Consider the following 18,169-nt stretch of genomic DNA (forward strand, 5'->3'; position numbering starts at 1 on the left):
GCCGTGCCGACGGCACAGGCGGCGCCTCCCGTGGCACGGCGTTCGACCTGGGGCCGTGGGACGACGCGGGGCGGCCGGGGCCGGCCGCCGAAATTCCACCGGACCGGCGCGGGGCGCGCCGTTCGACGCCGCGCGAGACGGAGAACCGGCCGTGCCAACGGCACAGGCGGCGCCTCCCGTGGCACGGCGTTCGACCTGGGGCCGTGGGACGACGCGGGGCAGCCGAGCCCGGCTCACCGCGGCTGCGGCCGACGGCGCAGGGTGCGCCGCGCGGAGCGGTGCTCCGTCCTGTCCTCGCACGCGCCGGACGCGCCGGACGCGACACGACCCCCGTGCGGTCGGACGACGCGCCCCAGGACGGCCCGGTGGTTGCGCGGGGGCCGGGACCACGCCACGTACACCTGCGGCGTCGGCGATACGGCGGTGTGCGAGCCGGCGCCGCCCGTCCGCGTCCGATTCCCGCCGGTGGCGCGCACGGCGCGCGGGTTTGATCGAGGTCATCAGCAGCACCCATTCGTCGCCCGCCGTCGCGGGCGACCGATCGAAGGACGCCTCATATGTCTATGTCTGTATCGAGTTCCGCGCCGGCCGCCCGCACCGCGCTGGTCACCGGTGGCAGCCGGGGTATCGGGGCCGCCGTCGCCCTGCGGCTCGCCCAGGAGGGCGTGGATGTCGCGATCACGTACGTGGCGGACGAGGCCGCCGCCCGGGAGGTCGTCCAGAAGATCGAGGCGACCGGGCGGCGCGGGCTCGCGCTGCGCGCCGACTCGGCCGACCCGGCGGAGGCCGTGGGCGTTGTCGAGCGGGCCGTCGGCGGTCTCGGCGGGCGGCTCGACGTCCTCGTGAACAACGTCGGCATCGGGCTGCTCGGCCCCCTGGACTCCTTCCCGCCGACCGAGGTCGGCCGGCTGCTGGCCGTGAATGTCCAGGGCGTCTTCCTCACCACGCAGGCCGCGGCCACGAAGCTCGTACGCGGCGGCCGGATCGTGACCGTCGGCAGTTGCATGACCCAGCGGGTGCCCGGCCCCGGCGGCACGCTCTACGCGACGAGCAAGTCCGCGCTGATCGGCCTGACGAAGGCGCTGGCACGGGAGTTGGGCGAGCGGGGGATCACCGCGAACATCGTCCATCCGGGTCCCACCGACACGGACATGAACCCGGCCGACGGCCCGTACGCGGCGGGTCAGAGCGCGATGACGGCGCTCGGCCGGTACGGGTCCGCCGACGAGGTCGCGTCGATGGTGGCGTTCCTGGCGAGTGACGAGGCGGCGTACGTCACGGGCGCCGAGTTCGCGGTGGACGGCGGGCACGCGGCGTAGGACCGCGCCCGTCAGCCGCCCAACTCGCGGTGGCGCGCCGCCAGTCGGGCCGCCCCCTCCTCGGTGAGTGAGCCGAAGAGACGCAGTCGGGAGATACCGCCGTCCGGGAAGATGTCGATCCGGACCTGACGGGCGGTCACGGGGCGGTCGAGGACGAAGCGGTGGTTGGTGTCGGGCTGGAGGCGGGTGCGGGGCAGGACCTCGGCCCAGTCCCCGTCGTCCGCTCCCGACGCCCCGTCACGTACGGAAAGCGCCGCCCAGCCCGCCGAGTTGCCCTTCAGATACGCCGTGTCGATCTCGACGGCGCGGATCTCGGACCGCTCGGCCAGCTCGTAGCGGATCCAGTCGTTGCCCTTGTCGCGGCGTCGGCGTGTCTCCCAGCCGTCGTCCATCTGACGTGAGCGGCCCGGCTGGATGGTGTTGGTGGCGGGTGAGTAGAAGCGGTCGGACGCGTCCTCGACCCGGCCGCCGTTCTCCAGGGCGACGAGGTCGAACGTACCGAGCGCGGCCAGCCACCCCGGGTCGGGCACGACGTCGCCGTACACCCGCAGGCGCGCGATACCGCCGTCGGGATGCTGGTTGAGCCGAAGGTGGGTGAAGCGGCGCTCGGCGTCGACGGTGAACCCGTTGGCCGCGTGTCCGCCAACGGGCGTACGGGGTACGAGAGTTGTCCAGGTGACGCCATCGGCGAGCAGGTCCTCGGGGGACGGGGAGCCGGGCACGGACGTCGCCTCGACGGACACGGCCTGCGGGTAGTTGCCGCGGAAGTGGGCGGTGTCGACCACGATGCCGCGTACGACGCCGGGGGCGCCGAGCCGTACGAGGGCCCAGTCGTGGTCCTCGTCGGTGGGGTGCGGCCGGGCGGCGGAGGCGCCGCGCCGGCGGCGGGTCTCCCAGCCGTCCATGATCTTGCCCTTGTGTCCGAAGTGCTCCGGGTCGAACTCGGCGGGGCCCGGCTTCAGCAGGTTCTCGCGCTCGGCGAAGAACTCGTCGTTGGCGGCGATGACACCGGCGCCGAGCCTGCGGTCGGCCAGGTCGACGAGATGGGTGAAGGGGAGGTCGGCGGAGCGGTGGTCGGCGTACGGGTCGCCGCCGCCGTACGGCCTGGCGTCACCCGTGAAGCAGGGCACGACGGGGGGAACCGGGGGCGTGGGCAAGGGGCTGGTGGCCACGGTCAGTTGGTCCTTTCGAGCAGTCGGCCCGAGGGCTCGGCGATGGCTCCGTCGGCGACGATCCGCCGGCCGCGCAGCCAGGTCGACCTGACCACGCCGTACAGCGTCCGGCCCGCGTAGGCGGTGACGCGGTTGCGGTGCTGGAGCGCGGCGGGATCGACGGTGAACGATTCGTCGGGCGCGAGGACCGCGAAGTCGGCGTCACGGCCCGCCTCGACCGCCCCCTTCCTGTCGAGTCCGGCCAGCGCGGCGGGGGCCGTCGACATCCAGCGGGCCACGTCGTCCAGCGAGTGACCGCGCCGGCGGGCCTCGGTCCAGATGGCGGGCAGACCGAGCTGGAGGGAGGAGATACCGCCCCACGCGGTCGCGAAGTCGGAGGTCTTGAGGTCGGTGGTGGAGGGCGAGTGGTCGGAGACGACACAGTCGATCGTGCCGTCGGCGAGCCCCTGCCACAGTGCGTCCTGGTTCGCGGCCTCGCGGATGGGCGGACAGCACTTGAACTCCGTCGCGCCGTCCGGGACTTCCTCGGCCGTGAGGGTGAGGAAGTGCGGGCAGGACTCGACGGTCAGCCGTACCCCCTCCCGCTTGGCCTCGGCGATCAGCGGGAGCGCGTCCGCCGACGACAGATGCAGGACATGGACGCGGGCGTCCAGCCGGCGGGCCGCCGCGATCAGGCCCGCTATCGCGGCGTTCTCGGCGTCGCGGGGCCGGGAGGCGAGGAAGTCGGCGTACTTCGCGCCGGCGCGCTGCGGCGCCGCCGCCAGTTCGCGCGGGTCCTCGGCGTGCACGATGAGCAGCCCGCCGAAGCCGGCGATCTCGGCGAGCGACCGGTCGAGCTGTGCGGCGTTCAGCTCGGGGAACTCCTCGACACCGGACGGCGACAGGAACGCCTTGAAGCCGAACACCCCCGCGTCGTGGAGGGACTTGAGGTCTTCGACGTTGTCGGGGAGCGCCCCGCCCCAGAAGCCGACGTCGATGTGCGCCTTGGGGCCGGCGACCTCCCGCTTGATCCGGAGGTGGGCCGTCGTGGTGGTCGGCGGGAGGGAGTTGAGCGGCATGTCGACGAGGGTGGTGATGCCGCCGCACGCCGCCGCGCGGGTGGCGGTCCAGAAGCCCTCCCACTCGGCGCGGCCGGGGTCGTTCACATGCACATGGGTGTCGACGAGACCGGGGAGGACGACGTCGTCACCGACGTCCTCCAGTCGGGCGCCGGGCGGCAGTTCGGAGCCGTACCCCCGCTCGTACGGAAGCACGGCCGCGATCACGCCGCCGGCGACGGCGACCGACGCCGGGCGGGTGCCCTCGGGGGTCACGACGCGCGTCGAGCGCAGCACCAGGTCCACGTTCCGGTCCAGGTCGGTCACCGGCCACCCTCACTTCCGTACTTCTGTACGTCCGTACTGTCCACGCGAAACTGGCCACACGAACGCATCATCGAATTCAACGAACTGTTGAAGGAGTCTTCATGCCGGACCGGGGTCCGTCAAGGCCGCTCCGTCCGGAACGCGCCCACTGCACTACACTGAAGTATTTCCACAGAGCGAAACTCGACTTTCACCAGACAGAAGCCCGCGTCATCACCAACCGTACGGACCGATCACGCCGGGTGACGGTCGACACCCGGACAGACACCCTCTGACCGGCGAATACGTGGCACGGCCGAACGGCCCGCGGACCGGTGGCCCGCCGGGCCGCCCGGTAAACTGCTGACTCGCCCAGCCCGTTCCGACGCCCCGAAAGGACCGTTGTTGTGCCGACGTCCAGCGCCGCCAGTGCCAGCGCCACCGACGCCGCCAAGCCCGCATCCGCGAGCGGCGGCGTCCAGTCCCTCGAACGCGCCTTCGATCTGTTGGAGCGGATGGCGGACGCGGGCGGCGAGGTCGGCCTGAGCGAGCTGTCGGCCAGCAGCGGTCTGCCCCTGCCGACCATCCACCGGCTGATGCGCACGCTCGTCGCCTGCGGTTACGTACGACAGCAGTCGAACCGTCGGTACGCGCTCGGCCCGCGCCTCATCCGGCTCGGCGAGTCCGCGTCGCGGCTGCTCGGCACCTGGGCGCGGCCGTATCTGGCGCGGCTGGTCGAGGAGACCGGCGAGACGGCGAACATGGCGCTGCTCGACGGCGACGAGATCGTGTACGTGGCGCAGGTGCCGTCCAAGCACTCGATGCGGATGTTCACCGAGGTCGGCCGGCGGGTGCTCCCCCACTCCACGGGCGTGGGCAAGGCGCTGCTCGCGCACACGCCGGCCGACGAGGTACGGGCGCTGCTCGCGCGTACGGGTATGCCGGCGGCCACGGAGAAGACGATCACAACGCCGGACGGCTTCCTCGCGGCGCTCGACGTGGTGCGCGGGACGGGTTACGCGGTGGACGACAACGAGCAGGAGATGGGGGTCCGCTGCCTGGCGGTCCCGGTGCCCAACTCCCCCACCCCCGCGGCGATTTCGATCTCGGGGCCGGCCGGTCGGGTCACGGAGACGGCCACCGAGAGGATCGTGCCGATACTGCAGGAAGTGGCGCGGGAGCTGTCCGAGGCGCTGGCGATTACGGCCGCGGCGGCCCACCAGCAGTCGTAAGTCGGGCGTGCTCGGCCGACTGCCCGTCGACTCGCCCGTCCGTCCGTCCGCCCGCTCGGCCGATCGAGACGCGAGGCCCCGGACACGAGACGCGAGGCCCAAGACACGAGCGCCGTACGCCCCAATCCCCTGGGGCGTACGGCGCTCAGGCACCTCGAAGCCGGTACCCGATACCTGAAAGACCGGGTGAGCGGCAGCCCTCCCTGGTGCCTCAGTGCCCTGATCAGTGCGCTAATTCTCCGAAGAGGTCGACCGCCTTCCTGACATCCATCAGGGTGGGCGCCAACGCGCTCACCGAGCCGATCGAGCCGACGATCAGCAGCAGCGAGCGACGCATCCGCAGAATCTCCGGATCGCCTCCCGCCACCATCGCGGCCATCGCGGCGAGTTCTTCCTCCGCGATCCCTCTGTCTCTGAACTCACTCGGATACACGGCGAGTTCCCGTCTGAGACGCGCAACGGCGAACCGCAGCCCGGTCAGTCTCGGATCCTCGCCCCGCTCTGTCACTCGCGTATGCCCCACGCTCCGCAACAAAGTTCTTCCCCCTCGCACGCCATGGTGCATGTGCCTTCGGCATGGTGCTCGCCCCTCCGGCGCCTCCCTTGAAACACGCCCGGCGCCGCGAGACGCGGGACAGTAAACGCCACACGGGCGGCCCCGCGCCACCGGATGGACAATATTCAACTTGTTCGGTCGACGTATCGCCAGGTGGGGGCCGCGCAACGATCTGACGCACCGTCCGACAGCGCCGGGCGCTGTGGCGCAAAAGGGCGCTTGCGGGCCCGGGTGAGGTATGCAGAACCCATGAATGACAACGATCACGGAGAGTCGCCGGTCGCCGGGCTGCTGCTCGCGGCGGGGGGCGGGCGGCGGCTGGGCGGGCGGCCGAAGGCGCTGCTGCCGTACCGGGGGCGCCCGCTGGTGGAGCACGCCGCGCGGTCGCTGCGCGACGGCGGCTGCGAGCGGGTGCATGTGGTGCTCGGCGCCGCCGCCGCCGAGGTGCGGGCCCGCGCCGAGCTGCCGGGCTGCGTACTGGTCGACAACCCGGAGTGGACCGGCGGCATGGGCTCCTCGCTACGGGCCGGGCTGGCCTCACTGGCGGCGGCCTCCGCCCACTCCGCGGCGCTGGTGATGCTGGTGGACCAGCCCGGGATCGGTCCGGCGGCCGTAGCCCGGGTACGGGCCGCGTACCGCTCCCCCGGCACACTCGCCGCGGCCTCCTACGGAGGCGAGCGCGGCCATCCGGTGCTGTTCGGCGCGGACCACTGGGCCGGCATCGCGGCGGATGCGACGGGCGATCAGGGGGCACGCGGTTATCTGAGGTCCCACGCGCGCGACATCGTGCTCGTGGAGTGCGGGGATGTCGCGGAGGCGTACGACATCGACACGGAGGAGGATCTGTCGCACCTTGAGTAAGGACGGTGGCACTGAGCGCCACGATCTGTCGTGCCAGAGAATCTCGACATCAACAAACCATTGAACTTCCACGATGAGGAAACTACTATCCACAGGTCAGAAGCGCCCGACCCCCCGGAAGGCGCCCGCGACCACAGCCCGGCGTCCCGGCACCCAGTGCCGCCCACCTGACCCGGCGGTCGCCGAGGGCCGCCGCCCGTCGAAGGAGTGACAGCTCATGTCCGCACCAGCGCCGTCCCCACTGGCCGTCGTCGATGCCGACACCCTGCCCCGGCAGGACGAGGTTCTCGACCACGCGGCTCTCGCCTTCGTGGCCGAGCTGCACCGGCGGTTCACCCCCCGCCGCGACGAACTCCTGGCCCGCAGGAGCGAGCGCCGCGCGGAGATCGCCCGTACGTCGACGCTGGACTTCCTGCCCGAGACCGCAGCCGTACGCGAGGACGACTCCTGGCGCGTCGCGCCGTCCCCGGCCGCGCTGAACGACCGCCGGGTGGAGATCACCGGACCCACCGACCGGAAGATGACGATCAACGCGCTCAACTCCGGCGCGAAGATCTGGCTCGCCGACTTCGAGGACGCCTCGGCTCCCACCTGGGAGAACGTCATCAACGGCCAGCTCAACCTGCGGGACGCCTACGCGCGGAAGGTCGACTTCACCGACCCGGCGTCCGGCAAGTCGTACGCGCTCAAGGCCGCCGACGAACTCGCGACGGTCGTCATGCGCCCGCGCGGCTGGCATCTGGACGAGCGCCACCTCCGGGCCGAGGGGCGCGCGGTCCCCGGCGCGCTGGTCGACTTCGGGCTGTACTTCTTCCACAACGCCGAGCGGCTCGTCGAGCTGGGCAAGGGCCCGTACTTCTATCTGCCGAAGACCGAGTCGTACCTGGAAGCGCGGCTCTGGAACGACGTGTTCGTCTTCGCCCAGGAGTACGTGGGCATCCCGCAGGGCACCGTCCGGGCGACCGTACTGATCGAGACGATCACCGCGGCGTACGAGATGGACGAGATCCTGTACGAACTCCGCGACCACGCCTCCGGGTTGAACGCCGGCCGCTGGGACTACCTCTTCTCGATCGTCAAGAACTTCCGGGACGGCGGCCCCAAGTTCGTCCTGCCGGACCGCAACGCGGTGACGATGACGGCCCCGTTCATGCGCGCGTACACCGAACTCCTCGTCCGCACCTGCCACAAGCGCGGCGCGCACGCCATCGGCGGCATGGCGGCCTTCATCCCCTCCCGGCGCGACCCCGAGGTCAACAAGGTCGCCTTCGCGAAGGTCAAGGACGACAAGGACCGCGAGGCGGCGGACGGCTTCGACGGCTCCTGGGTCGCCCACCCCGACCTGGTCCCGATCGCGATGGCGTCCTTCGACGCCGTCCTGGGCGAGCGCCCGAACCAGAAGGACCGCCTCCGCGAGGACGTCTCGGTGACGGCGCCCGAACTGATCGCGATCGACTCCCTCGACGCCAGGCCCACCTACCAGGGCCTGATCGGCGCGGTCCAGGTCGGCATCCGCTACATCGAGGCGTGGCTGCGCGGCCTCGGCGCGGTCGCCATCTTCAACCTGATGGAGGACGCGGCGACGGCAGAGATCTCCCGCTCCCAGATCTGGCAGTGGATCAACGCGGGAGTGGTCTTCGAGAACGGCGAGACGGCCACCGTCGACCTGACCCGCAAGATCGCGGCGGACGAACTGGCCGCGATCCGCGCGGAGATCGGCGAGGAGTCCTTCACGGCGGGCAAGTGGCAGCAGGCCCACGACCTGCTGCTGACGGTGGCACTGGACGAGACCTACGAGGACTTCCTGACGCTCCCGGCCTACGAACAGCTCCGCGGCTGACAATCACGGCGGCGACAGGCGGGCTGTGGTGCACAGTCACCGGCCCTCTCCGCACGGGGGCGCCGCGGTGACCGGCTACGGCGCCGGGTCGACCGGCTACGGCGCCGAGGGGAGTCTCTGGGCGCCGATCACCGGCAGCAGTTGGAGCTTGTCGTAGCTGTCGCTGCCGGGTGTGGCGGTGAAGATCAGCAGGGCCTGGTCCTGTTCGAGGTCGTACAGCATCTGGCAGTCCACCTCCGGCACGCCCATCTCGGCGGTCCGGATGCGTTTGCGGTGGCCGCGCCGGGCGGTGATCTCGTGCACGCTCCAGAGCCGGGCGAACTCGGGGGCTGACGTCGAGAAGTCGGCGGGCGAGGGCGGCGGCCCGGCCCGCCGGGCCCTCGCGGGCGGCGAGGGACCGCAGATCGGCGGCGAAGGCCCGGCTGTGCGTGCCGTGGTCCTCGCGCGGATAGAGCCGGCGGGTGTCGGGCCGGGTGAACCAGCGGTGGAACATGGAGCGGTCGGGCCCTGCGTAGGCGGTCTCGTCGCCGAGCAGCGCGACGGCCGGCGGGGTCTGCAGCAGGGTCTCGCCGAGGCTGGTGACGACCTGCGCCGGGGTGTCCCGCAGCCGGTCGAGCACGCGCATCAGGCCGGCGTCCACGTGCTCCAGGCGGGGATCGCGGGCCGGCGTGGGATGCCCCGCCGGACGGAACAGATGGTCGCGCTCGTCCAGGGACAGATGCAGGCCCCGGGCGATGGCGGCCGGCATCGGCTCCGAGGGGCGGCTGCCGCGCTGCTGCTCGATACGGCTGTAGTAGTCGGCCGACATACCGCACAGGGCCGCGACCTCCTCGCGGCGCAGCCCGCCGGTGCGCCGGCGCGGCCCCCGGGACAGCCCCACGTCCTCGGGCTGCAGCGCCTCCCGACGGGTGCGGAGGAAGTCGGCGAGCTGGCCGCGGTCCATGCTCAGCGCGCCGCGGGGACCGCTGGGAAGCCGACGTCGGCCAGCCGCTCGGCCTCGGCCCAGATCCGGCTCGCCGAGTCACGGTCCTCGGCGGTGCGGTAGAGCTTCTGCTCGGCGGGCCCGCCGGTGAGGTGGGCGAAGCCGTCGGGACCGTAGAAGGCGCCGCCCCGCGCGTCGGGGCTGGTCGCCGCGTACAGCGTCGGCAGCGCCCCGGTCTCGGGCCACTGCACGAGGAACGGGAGGATCTTCGGCGCCTGCCGGAAGGTCTTCGTACGCATGCTGATCTTGTCGCTGCCCAGGTTCCATCCCGAGGTCTGCAGGTTGGTCACCGTCAGGCCCGGGTGCGCCGTGTTGGACACGATGCCCCAGCCTGCCGCGCGGCTGCGCCGGTCCAGTTCGAGCGCGAACAGCATCTGGGCCAGCTTGGACTGGCCGTACGCCTTCATGGCCTCGTACTTGCCCCGGTACTGCAGGTCGTCCCACCGGAAGGACCCCGAGCGGGCGGCGAGGGCGGACAGTGACGTCACCCGCGCGGATGCCTCGCGCAGCAGCGGGAGGATACGGGCGGTCAGCGCGAAGTGGCCCAGGAAGTTGGTTCCGAATTGCAGCTCGAACCCGTCCTGGGTCTCGTGGCGCGTCGGCGGGGTCATCACCGCGGCGTTGTTGATCAGGATGTCGACCGGCCGGCCGTCCGCGAGGAGTCTGTCGCCCAGCGCGCGGACCGACTCCAGCGAGGCGAGGTCGAGATCCGTCGTGGTGACCCTGGCTCGCGGCGCGGCGGCGCGGATGCGCTCGACCGCGGCCGCGCCCTTGCGCGGGTTACGGACCGGCAGCACCAGCTCGGCCCCCGCCGAGGCGAGCCGGAGGGCGATCCGCAGCCCCAGCCCGTCGCTCGCACCGGTGACGACGGCCAGCTTCCCGGTCTGGTCGGGGATCTCGTACGTGGTCCTGGTCATCTCTGTCGGCTCCTTCGCGCGCCCTGCTGCGGTGATTCCTGGGCTGCTTTCAGCGTGCCGGATCGCCGCGGCCGGATTCAGGGACGGTTTGTCCGTGGATACCGGGGACCAGTCTTCTCCGGGCCGGGCGACCGCGCCCCCCGCCTCCGTTGCGAGAGCGCTCTCAAGCGGGTCACAATCGCGGGCATGGCCTTCATACGTTCGTATCGTCCCGGCGACCGCGCCGCGGTGTTCGACATCTGTGTGCGGACCGCCGACGTCGGTCGGGACTCGCGGCATCTGTACCCGGACAGTGAGCTGGTGCCCAGTATCTTCGCCGCGCCGTATGTGGAGTTGGAGCCGGAGCTGGCCTTCGTGCTGGACGACGGGGAGGGGCGGGCCGTCGGGTATGTGCTGGGGGCCGAGGACACGCCGCGGTTCGTGGCGGCCTTCCGGCGGGACTGGCTGCCCCTCGTGGGGGAGCGGTTTCCGGCGCCGGGTGAGGATGTGGGGACGCGTACGCCGAGCGAGGTCATGGCCGGCCTGCTGCATGATCCGGAGCGGATGGTGGTGCCCGAACTCGTCGATCATCCGGCGCACCTGCACATCGACCTGCTGCCGGAGTGGCAGGGGAAGGGCTACGGGAGGGCGCTGATTCTCGCGCTTCTCGAAGCGCTGCGTGGCAAGGGTGTGGGCGCCGTGCATCTGTCGATGCTGACCGCGAACACCGGGGCGCGGGCCTTCTACGACCGGGTGGGGTTCTACGAGATCGACGTGCCGGGGGCGGACGCGGGCGAGGTGACGTATCTCGGGCGCAGTACTGGGGTGTAGCACTGGGGCGTAATACGACGCCCTGAGGGCCTATCCGGCCGCTGCCTCCCACTCGCGCGCGGGGAACGCGCACGTCTCCTCGGCGTGCTCGGCGGGGAGCAGTCGGACCTGGGCCGCGGGGACCTTGAAGGCGGCTTCGGTGTCCTGGTGCCACAGGGCCGCCTCCCCGTCGGTGACGCCGAACGACAGGAGGGGGCGGGACGGGTCGAGTTCGCCGTCCTGGACGTTCAACTCGGCCTTGGGGACGGTCGGTTCGACGCACATCCAGGTCGGTTCGACGCCGAAGTAGGACGGTGGGCGGGTCCGGTGTTCCGCCGCCGACCTCACCGTGTCGACGGCGGCGCCCGCGGAGTCCAGCGCCAGCAGGAGGACCTGGGCGACCACCAGGATCTGCGCGAGCACGTACAGCGGGGCGTTGAGCTGTTCGCCGGGGCGCAGGTAGGTGACGTGGAGGTGCTTGGCCAGGCCCCAGAGGGCGGGTACGACCAGTGCGACGCTCAGGAAGCTCAGCACTTTCAGCGCGGAGACGGCCTGCCAGATGCCGGGGATGTCCAAGTCCCCCGGTGACAGGCCCAGTTCGGTCGCGTAGATCGCGTGCAGCACCGATCCCGACGCCACGACGAACGACGCGAGCACGGTGAACGCCATGGGCGCCGCCCACGCCAGCCACTCGCCCCAGGTCCACTGCCGCACGAGCAGCCAGAGGCCGGTGACGGTGGTCAGCGCCGCCGCGAACGTCAGCACCTGCGAGGGGGGCCACCCGCCCGCCGGCGCGCCGGGGCCGATGGCGAGGAAGAGGAGGAAGCCCGACACCACGGACGTGACGAAGACGCTGAGCGCACGGCCGCCGGACAGGAACATCCGGCTGCCGACGCGCAGGGCCGCGGCGAAGCACAGCGCGCCGAACACCGACCACAGCCAGACGCGGAATCCGGACTGCTGCCGGGCGACCACCGCGCAGAACGACATCGCCGCGAGCCAGGCGAAGAGCCGGTACATCCACCGCTGGCGGTCGTCCTCGCGGCGGGCGACGATATGGGCGCGTTCCTTCCCGTACAGCGGGCGGACGTCGGTGCCGGGGCCGGCCGGGGCGCCGCCGCCCGGCAGGGTCATCCGGGACAGGCGTCTGGCCTCCGACGCCGTGCCGGTGACAAGCATTCCCGTGTCATGACGTCCTCGTCGTTCCGTGTACCGGGCGCGCGCCAGGCCCAGTTGACGGCGCAGCCGCCCCGCGACGGTGAGCGGGCGGGGCTCGGGCCCGCCCGCGGGGCGGCGGGCCGGCTGGTGGGCGGGGCGGTGGGCGACGGTGTGGACCAGCCACTCCGTCAGCAACTCGCGGTCCCGCTCGACCAGTTCACAGCGGCGTACATGCATCTCCAGCCGCGCGGCCTTCGCCAGCCGCTCCACCCGCCAGACCGCGGCGCGTTCGGTCCTGCGGTTGCGCGCGCCGAACAGGCGGACCTCCACGACGTAGAGCCGCGAGGCCGGATCCGGGCGCAGTACGCCGGCGGATATCCCCTCGCCGCGTACGGAACCGTCGACGAGCGGCCAGCCGCGTCGCTCGAACTCCCGCTCCGCCTGCTCCCAGTCGCGTTCCCGCCCCCTGACCTCGACCAGAGCCAGCACCCTCTGGTCGTACCGCACACCCTGCACACGAGCCCCCTTCTCCGTCCTGTGGCCGCGCTGGCACCGTAGGGCATGACAGGTACCGGGCGGCGATGAGTTCTGATGATCGAGCGGGTCTACCGTGCATGGACACTCATACCGATACACAGCTTCCCGACCACGGACCCGCCTGTCGCAGCCTGGCCGGGCTGCTCGACGCCATCGACGAGAAGCAGCTCGGGGCGCCCACGCCGTGCCCGGACTACACCGTGCGGGAGCTGCTCGCGCATCTGGTCGGGCTGACCGTCGCCTTCCGGGACGCCGGGAAGAAGGCGCTGGGGCCGACGACCGACACGCCGCCGACCGAAGGACTGCCGCGGTTGGAGGACGGGTGGCGGGCGGCGCTGCCGACGCAGCTCGACGGGCTGGTCGAGGTCTGGCGTTCGCCCGACGCCTGGCAGGGCTTCACCCGGGCCGGTGGCGTGGATCTGCCGGCCCAGGTGGCGGGGATCGTCGCGCTGAACGAGTTGGTCGTGCACGGCTGGGACCTGGCGCGCAGCACCGGGCAGGCGTACGAGATCGACCGGGCGAGCCTGGAGGCGACGCTGGCGTTCCTCGAACCGGCGGCGGCGAGCGCGGAGGCCGGCGACGCGCCGGAGGGGCTGTTCGGCCCGCCCGTCCACGTACCGGCCGACGCGCCGCTGCTCGACCGGGTCGTCGGGCTGAGCGGGCGCCGACCGGACTGGCGGCCCGGGGAGTGACGCGTCGCTACGCCAGGTCCTCCACCGTACGCAGCAGTGCTCGCGCCTCTTCGCGGAAGCGGGCGTCCGCGCGGACCGTGTCGTTGGAGAAGCCGGGTATGAAGACGTGTGCGTCGCGCTCCGCCAGGTCGGTCAGCCGGCGGAGCTGATCCGCCGTCAAGTTCCTTGCCCCGAAGGCCCGTAGGAAGTCCAGCGTCGATCGCGGGTCCGCGTTGGTCTCGGCGGAGGTCAGGGCCGCGTCCGCCAGGCGGGTGCGGTCCTGGCCCGTCGGGTCGACGGTGAGGAGGGCGAGCGCCGCTGCCGCCGCGTGGTCGGGGTGGGCGAGTTTGCGCTCCAGGAGCGGGGCGAGCGGGCGGCCCGGCTCGCCGAGCGCGCCCGCCGCCCCGGCCGCGCGGACGTTCTGCCAGCGTGTCCAGCCCCCGTCGGCCTCCTCCAGCACTCCGGCGATGATCGCCACGGCTTCGTCCGCGCTGCCCGTGAGCCGCCACAGCGCGCGGGCGATCTCGGTGTCGCCGTCAAGGCGGGGATTGGTGCGCCCCTCCTCCGAGGAGCGGCCCGGTTTGCGAGCCGTGTCGCTCAGCGCGGCACGCAGGTACGGCAGCAGCTCCGACGCCTCCGAACCGCCCAGTTCTCCCGCGAGTTTCGCCGCGTCGGCCACGTCCCGGTCGCCGGAGACCAGCGCGTCGATGACGGCCCGAACCAGCGGCCCGGTCTCCCCCGTGAGGCGGTGCAGCGCCGACCCCACGTCGAGCGGGCTCTGCTCGGTGAGGTCCGCCGCGTGCAGCGCCGCCGCCGCGCGGTCGCGTTCCTCCGGGGGACAGACGGCGGGCAGGGCGCGCAGTACGACGAAGGGGTAGCGGTCCAGCGCCGCCAGCAGGTCAGGCACGGCCGGTGCCGCGCGTTGCCCCCAGCCGGCCAGGACCAGGCCGAGATGGATCGACTCGTTCCACGCGATGTCGCTGGACGCCAGCCGGGCCCGGACGGCGTCCAGCAGCTCCGGCACATACGGGAACGCGTCCGGGCCCCCTTCGCGGGCAGCCTCGTCCCATCCCCCGGGACGCGTCTTCGCCACCGTGTCGAGCGCCTTCGGCCGCCGTGGCAGGTCGGCGGCCAGCAGCGGCGCCGCCGTCTCCGGGGCCGCCCCGACCAGCGCCGCCAACGCGCGGTCGGCCAGCTTTCCGCCCTCGGTGGCGAGGGCCGTGAGCGCGGGGACGGCGGGAGCCGCGTACTCACCGAGCTGTGTGACGACCGAGAGGGCGGGGTCGGCCGACGACGGATCGCCCAGCAGCGCGGCCAACGGCCCGGCGAGGCGGACCGGTGCGGCACGGGAGACGTCGCAGGCGTGCTCGGCCGCCGCGACCGCCTCGGCGCGCGCGTCGGCGTCCGGATGCCGCAGCCCGGCCTCGATCACCGAGAACGCGGCCTCCCTCGCCTCGTCGGTGTCCCGGTCCAGCAGTCCCTCGACCACGTAGCGCAGCGGCTCGTTCTGCTCCATGTCGAACCGCCCCTCGACCAGCGGCTCAAGCGGCAGCAGGGAGATGAGCGCGTCGTGATGGACCGCCGTCCACGGCAGCTCCGCGTCCACACAGGCCAGCAGCGCGGCCAGTCGCACCGGCGCGGCCTCCGCATCGCCCCCGGCAGCGCCGTCCGCGTCACCGCCACTGTCGGCGTCGGCGTCGCCGTCCGTCCGCGAGGCCCCGAGCACGGCCGTCTCGAACTCCCGCGCGCCCGCCGGGTCGAGCCACACCGACCCCGCGAGCACCTCCGCCCGCACCATCGGATCCAGCTCGCCCTCCCAGCACCGCCGCAGCACCGGCAGCACCTGCTCGACGGCGCCCGTCCTGGCCGCCGCCCAGACCGCCGCCTGCCGGACAGAGGTGTCGGCGGACTCGATCAGCGGGAGTATCAGGGGCAGTTGGGCGGTCACGGCCGCCCGGCACGCCCCGGACGTGTCACTCCGTTCGTCCTCGCTCTCGGCGATGAAGCCCAGCAGCAGAAGCATGTCGGCCGGCCTGACTCCGGCGGCGGCCAGCCGGGCGGGATACGGCACGGCATGGGCCGTGGCCTCGTACACCGACCCCTGGTGGACGATGTTTCCGTAGAGCTCGTACAGCGCCTCTTCCGCCTCCTCGGCGTCGTCGCTCGCCAACGCCCTCAGTTGGTCGGGGACATCGTCGGCGCTTCCATAGGCGTGCTCCCGTTCCGCCCATGGCTGTGCGTCGAGATCGGCGAAAATCTGTGCGAGATCCATGGAGAGAATCCTGGCACGAGCCTCTGACAACGCCGCCCGCCCGGCCGCCGCGGGTGGACCGCCTGTGCGTCCGTGGCGGCGGGGCTGTTGACTGGGGTCCTGACCCGGGCCGGGCCGAACCGGACCCCGGGCGGTGAGGTCCGGGCCGAACCGGACCGGACCCCGGGCCGTGAGGAAAGGCCGCTCCATGCCGTACGCGCTCCGCCGTCCGCTGCTCGCTCTGCTGCTGGCGCTCGCCACCCTGTGCGCGGGCACGGCGTGCACCGCCGCCGCGCGCGAGGACACGGCCACGGCGCTGGACGACCCGGCGAAGAAGGAGATCGCGATGCGCCTGGTCTCCAGCGCCGAGAACTCCTCACTCGACTGGAAGGCCCAGTACCGCTACATCGAGGACATCGGCGACGGCCGCGGCTACACCGCCGGCATCGTCGGCTTCTGCACCGGCTGCGGCGATCTGCTCAAGGTCGTCGAGCGTTACGTGGCGGCCCGGCCGGACGCCAACGCGCTGAAGCCCTTCCTCCCGGCGCTCCGCGCGGTCAAGGGCAGCGAATCGCACGACGGGCTCGGCAGCGCGTTCGTCACCGCGTGGCACGAGGCGGCGGACGATCCGGTGTTCAGGAAGACCCAGGACGACGAGCGCGACCGGATCTACTTCGACCCCGCCGTGGCCGCGGGGAAGGGCGACGGGCTGGGCACGCTGGGGCAGTTCATCTACTACGACGCGTACGTGATGCACGGCCTCCGCGACGCGAGCGGCTCGGTCGGCTTCCGTACGATGCGCCAACAGGCCCTGAAGAAGGCCGAGTCACCGGCGAAGGGCGGGGACGAGACCGCGTATCTGAACGCGTTCCTCGACGCCCGCGTCGACGCGATGCGCCGCGAACCGTCGCACTCGGACACCAGCCGCGTCGAGACCGCGCAGCGCGTCTTCCTCGACGCGGGCAATCTGGACCTCGAACCGCCGCTCAAGTGGAAGGTGTACGGGGACAGTTACCGCATCGACGCGAGCTGAGCCCGGCCGGTCGAAACACCCCGCCGCTCGCCCGTCTCCTCGCCCCGCTCACTCGACCAGCGTCCGCTTCGGACGCACCACACAGAACTCGTTGCCCTCCGGATCCGCCAGCACCGTCCACGACTCCTCGCCGGTCTGTCCGACGTCGACGCGCCGCGCGCCGAGCGCGATCAGGCGGTCGATCTCGGCGTCGCGGTCCTCCGCGACCGTCGTCAGGTCGAGGTGGAGGCGGTTCTTGACGGTCTTGCGCTCGGTCGCGGGCACCGGCATGAAGCACATGCCGACGGGTGCGGACTCGTCCGGGCCGATGACCACCTCCCGTTCCCGCTCGGACAGCACGCGCCAGTTCAGCGCCGCCGCCCAGAAGCGGGCGAGGCCGGGCAGATCGTGCGCGTCGACAACGATGTGATGCAGGCTCACGGGCATGGCGGCAGTATGCGCCCGGCCCGCGCCCCCGCGCACCGTGGATTTCTTTGACGCGCCATGGGTGTACGTGACCGTCAACCTTCGGTAGGAAAGCTTCCTAACAGAAACCGAACCGCTCGGTTTCCGTCAGCCCCCCATGGAGGTCCGGTGCCAACCCCCCACAACCGCACCCGCACATTCGGGCTCGTCCCCCGCGTCCTGCTCGGTCTCGTCCTCGTCGCGGGACCCGTCACCGCCGTCGCGCACGCGTCGCCCGGAGGGGACAGGGCCGCCGACGTCACGGCGGCGGCAGGCACGGCGGCGGCAGCCGTCGCCGCCCCCGGCCTGGACGACCCGGCGAAGAAGGAGATCGCGATGCAGCTGGTCTCCAGCGCCGAGAACTCCTCACTCGACTGGAAAGGCCAGTACGGCTACATCGAGGACATCGGCGACGGCCGCGGCTACACCGCCGGCATCATCGGCTTCTGCTCCGGCACCAGCGACATGCTGGACCTGGTCGAGCTCTACACCGAGCGCGCGCCGGACAACCCGCTCGCCCGCTACCTCCCCGCGCTGCGTGCCGTCGACGGCACGGACTCGCACGAAGGGCTCGACCCCGGCTACACCGACGCCTGGAAGGAGGCGGCCCAGGACCCCGCGTTCCAGACCGCGCAGAACGACGAGCGCGACCGCGTCTACTTCGACCCTGCGGTGAACCGCGGCAAGGAGGACGGCCTCGGCACGCTCGGGCAGTTCGCGTACTACGACGCCATCGTCATGCACGGCGACGGGGGCTCCGACGTCAGCTTCAGCGGTATCCGCGAGCGGGCGTTGACCGAGGCCCGGCCGCCGTCGGAGGGCGGCGACGAGACCGCGTACCTGAACGCCTTCCTCGACGCCCGGGTCTGGGCGATGAAGCAGGAGGAGGCGCACGAGGACACCAGTCGGGTGGACACCGCGCAGCGGGTGTTCCTCGACGCGGGCAATCTGAACCTGGACCCGCCGCTCGACTGGAAGGTGTACGGGGAGGACTTCCACATCGGCTGATCGCTCCCCCGGCGGACAGCCCGGATCCTCGGCGTCAGTGCGGCGCGGTGCCGCAC

General features: G+C 72.2%; 15 protein-coding genes and 1 pseudogene. 8 read left to right on the plus strand and 8 right to left on the minus strand.

What is annotated here, in order from left to right:
• Positions 1-557 precede the first annotated feature (557 nt).
• Positions 558-1,319 carry an SDR family NAD(P)-dependent oxidoreductase gene (locus ACFUN8_RS31720; protein ID WP_383645208.1) on the plus strand — a complete coding sequence of 254 codons (762 nt, stop codon included), beginning with the start codon at positions 558-560 and terminating at the stop codon, positions 1,317-1,319.
• 11 nt (positions 1,320-1,330) lie between these two features.
• Here the strand turns inward: ACFUN8_RS31720 and alc are convergent, their stop codons facing one another.
• Positions 1,331-2,449 carry an allantoicase gene (alc, locus tag ACFUN8_RS31725; protein WP_383645242.1) on the minus strand — a complete coding sequence of 373 codons (1,119 nt, stop codon included), beginning with the start codon at positions 2,447-2,449 and terminating at the stop codon, positions 1,331-1,333.
• A 44-nt stretch (positions 2,450-2,493) separates the two neighbouring features.
• A complete protein-coding gene (gene allB, locus ACFUN8_RS31730; protein WP_383645245.1) occupies positions 2,494-3,846 on the minus strand; it encodes an allantoinase AllB in 1,353 nt (450 codons plus the stop codon).
• 395 nt (positions 3,847-4,241) lie between these two features.
• Between allB and ACFUN8_RS31735 the strand changes: the two genes are divergently transcribed.
• Positions 4,242-5,066: an IclR family transcriptional regulator gene (locus ACFUN8_RS31735; RefSeq protein WP_383645211.1), complete on the plus strand. Its 825-nt coding sequence runs from the start codon at positions 4,242-4,244 to the stop codon at positions 5,064-5,066.
• Between the two features lie 223 nt (positions 5,067-5,289).
• Here ACFUN8_RS31735 and ACFUN8_RS31740 read toward each other — a convergent pair whose 3' ends face one another.
• A complete protein-coding gene (locus tag ACFUN8_RS31740) occupies positions 5,290-5,601 on the minus strand; it encodes a DUF5955 family protein (protein WP_382560799.1) in 312 nt (103 codons plus the stop codon).
• Between the two features lie 270 nt (positions 5,602-5,871).
• Here ACFUN8_RS31740 and ACFUN8_RS31745 point away from each other — a divergent pair, with 270 nt between their 5' ends.
• Positions 5,872-6,483 (plus strand): NTP transferase domain-containing protein, encoded by a 612-nt coding sequence (locus ACFUN8_RS31745; RefSeq protein WP_383645214.1) that lies wholly within the window; start codon positions 5,872-5,874, stop codon positions 6,481-6,483.
• Positions 6,484-6,700: 217 nt separating this feature from the next.
• Positions 6,701-8,323: a malate synthase A gene (aceB, locus tag ACFUN8_RS31750; RefSeq protein WP_383645216.1), complete on the plus strand. Its 1,623-nt coding sequence runs from the start codon at positions 6,701-6,703 to the stop codon at positions 8,321-8,323.
• A gap of 96 nt (positions 8,324-8,419) precedes the next feature.
• On the opposite strand, the pseudogene ACFUN8_RS31755 reads toward aceB, so the two are convergent.
• Both ACFUN8_RS31755 and ACFUN8_RS31760 read right to left on the minus strand, forming a co-directional pair.
• Positions 8,420-9,266: pseudogene (locus ACFUN8_RS31755) on the minus strand (helix-turn-helix transcriptional regulator).
• 2 nt (positions 9,267-9,268) lie between these two features.
• Positions 9,269-10,222: an SDR family oxidoreductase gene (locus ACFUN8_RS31760; protein ID WP_383645219.1), complete on the minus strand. Its 954-nt coding sequence runs from the start codon at positions 10,220-10,222 to the stop codon at positions 9,269-9,271.
• A gap of 186 nt (positions 10,223-10,408) precedes the next feature.
• Between ACFUN8_RS31760 and ACFUN8_RS31765 the strand changes: the two genes are divergently transcribed.
• Complete coding sequence (locus ACFUN8_RS31765) at positions 10,409-11,032, plus strand: GNAT family N-acetyltransferase (RefSeq protein ID WP_383645221.1); 624 nt, start codon at positions 10,409-10,411, stop codon at positions 11,030-11,032.
• Positions 11,033-11,062: 30 nt separating this feature from the next.
• Here ACFUN8_RS31765 and ACFUN8_RS31770 read toward each other — a convergent pair whose 3' ends face one another.
• Positions 11,063-12,685 carry an NnrS multi-domain protein gene (locus ACFUN8_RS31770; protein ID WP_383645224.1) on the minus strand — a complete coding sequence of 541 codons (1,623 nt, stop codon included), beginning with the start codon at positions 12,683-12,685 and terminating at the stop codon, positions 11,063-11,065.
• Between the two features lie 98 nt (positions 12,686-12,783).
• Here ACFUN8_RS31770 and ACFUN8_RS31775 point away from each other — a divergent pair, with 98 nt between their 5' ends.
• Positions 12,784-13,398 carry a TIGR03086 family metal-binding protein gene (locus ACFUN8_RS31775; protein WP_383645227.1) on the plus strand — a complete coding sequence of 205 codons (615 nt, stop codon included), beginning with the start codon at positions 12,784-12,786 and terminating at the stop codon, positions 13,396-13,398.
• Positions 13,399-13,405: 7 nt separating this feature from the next.
• Here the strand turns inward: ACFUN8_RS31775 and ACFUN8_RS31780 are convergent, their stop codons facing one another.
• Positions 13,406-15,649, minus strand: coding sequence for a hypothetical protein (locus ACFUN8_RS31780; RefSeq protein WP_383645230.1), 2,244 nt, complete (start codon positions 15,647-15,649; stop codon positions 13,406-13,408).
• Positions 15,650-15,836: 187 nt separating this feature from the next.
• Here ACFUN8_RS31780 and ACFUN8_RS31785 point away from each other — a divergent pair, with 187 nt between their 5' ends.
• Positions 15,837-16,661 carry a chitosanase gene (locus ACFUN8_RS31785; RefSeq protein WP_383645233.1) on the plus strand — a complete coding sequence of 275 codons (825 nt, stop codon included), beginning with the start codon at positions 15,837-15,839 and terminating at the stop codon, positions 16,659-16,661.
• Between the two features lie 48 nt (positions 16,662-16,709).
• Here the strand turns inward: ACFUN8_RS31785 and ACFUN8_RS31790 are convergent, their stop codons facing one another.
• Positions 16,710-17,087 (minus strand): VOC family protein, encoded by a 378-nt coding sequence (locus ACFUN8_RS31790; protein ID WP_383645236.1) that lies wholly within the window; start codon positions 17,085-17,087, stop codon positions 16,710-16,712.
• Between the two features lie 147 nt (positions 17,088-17,234).
• Between ACFUN8_RS31790 and ACFUN8_RS31795 the strand changes: the two genes are divergently transcribed.
• Entirely contained in the window at positions 17,235-18,113 is an 879-nt protein-coding gene (locus tag ACFUN8_RS31795) for a chitosanase (RefSeq protein ID WP_383645239.1), read from the plus strand.
• The last annotated feature ends 56 nt before the right edge of the window (positions 18,114-18,169 follow it).

The sequence above is a fragment of the Streptomyces sp. NPDC057307 genome (genome assembly GCF_042667665.1).
Lineage (GTDB): Bacteria > Actinomycetota > Actinomycetes > Streptomycetales > Streptomycetaceae > Streptomyces.

Coding starts and splice junctions, on each gene's coding strand:
- aceB (WP_383645216.1), top strand. CDS start 6,701: ATGTCCGCACCAGCGCCGTCCCCACTGGCCGTCGTCGATGCCGACACC.
- ACFUN8_RS31790 (WP_383645236.1), bottom strand. CDS start 17,087: ATGCCCGTGAGCCTGCATCACATCGTTGTCGACGCGCACGATCTGCCC.
- ACFUN8_RS31760 (WP_383645219.1), bottom strand. CDS start 10,222: ATGACCAGGACCACGTACGAGATCCCCGACCAGACCGGGAAGCTGGCC.
- ACFUN8_RS31775 (WP_383645227.1), top strand. CDS start 12,784: ATGGACACTCATACCGATACACAGCTTCCCGACCACGGACCCGCCTGT.
- ACFUN8_RS31745 (WP_383645214.1), top strand. CDS start 5,872: ATGAATGACAACGATCACGGAGAGTCGCCGGTCGCCGGGCTGCTGCTC.
- ACFUN8_RS31785 (WP_383645233.1), top strand. CDS start 15,837: ATGCCGTACGCGCTCCGCCGTCCGCTGCTCGCTCTGCTGCTGGCGCTC.
- ACFUN8_RS31720 (WP_383645208.1), top strand. CDS start 558: ATGTCTATGTCTGTATCGAGTTCCGCGCCGGCCGCCCGCACCGCGCTG.
- ACFUN8_RS31765 (WP_383645221.1), top strand. CDS start 10,409: ATGGCCTTCATACGTTCGTATCGTCCCGGCGACCGCGCCGCGGTGTTC.
- ACFUN8_RS31780 (WP_383645230.1), bottom strand. CDS start 15,649: ATGGATCTCGCACAGATTTTCGCCGATCTCGACGCACAGCCATGGGCG.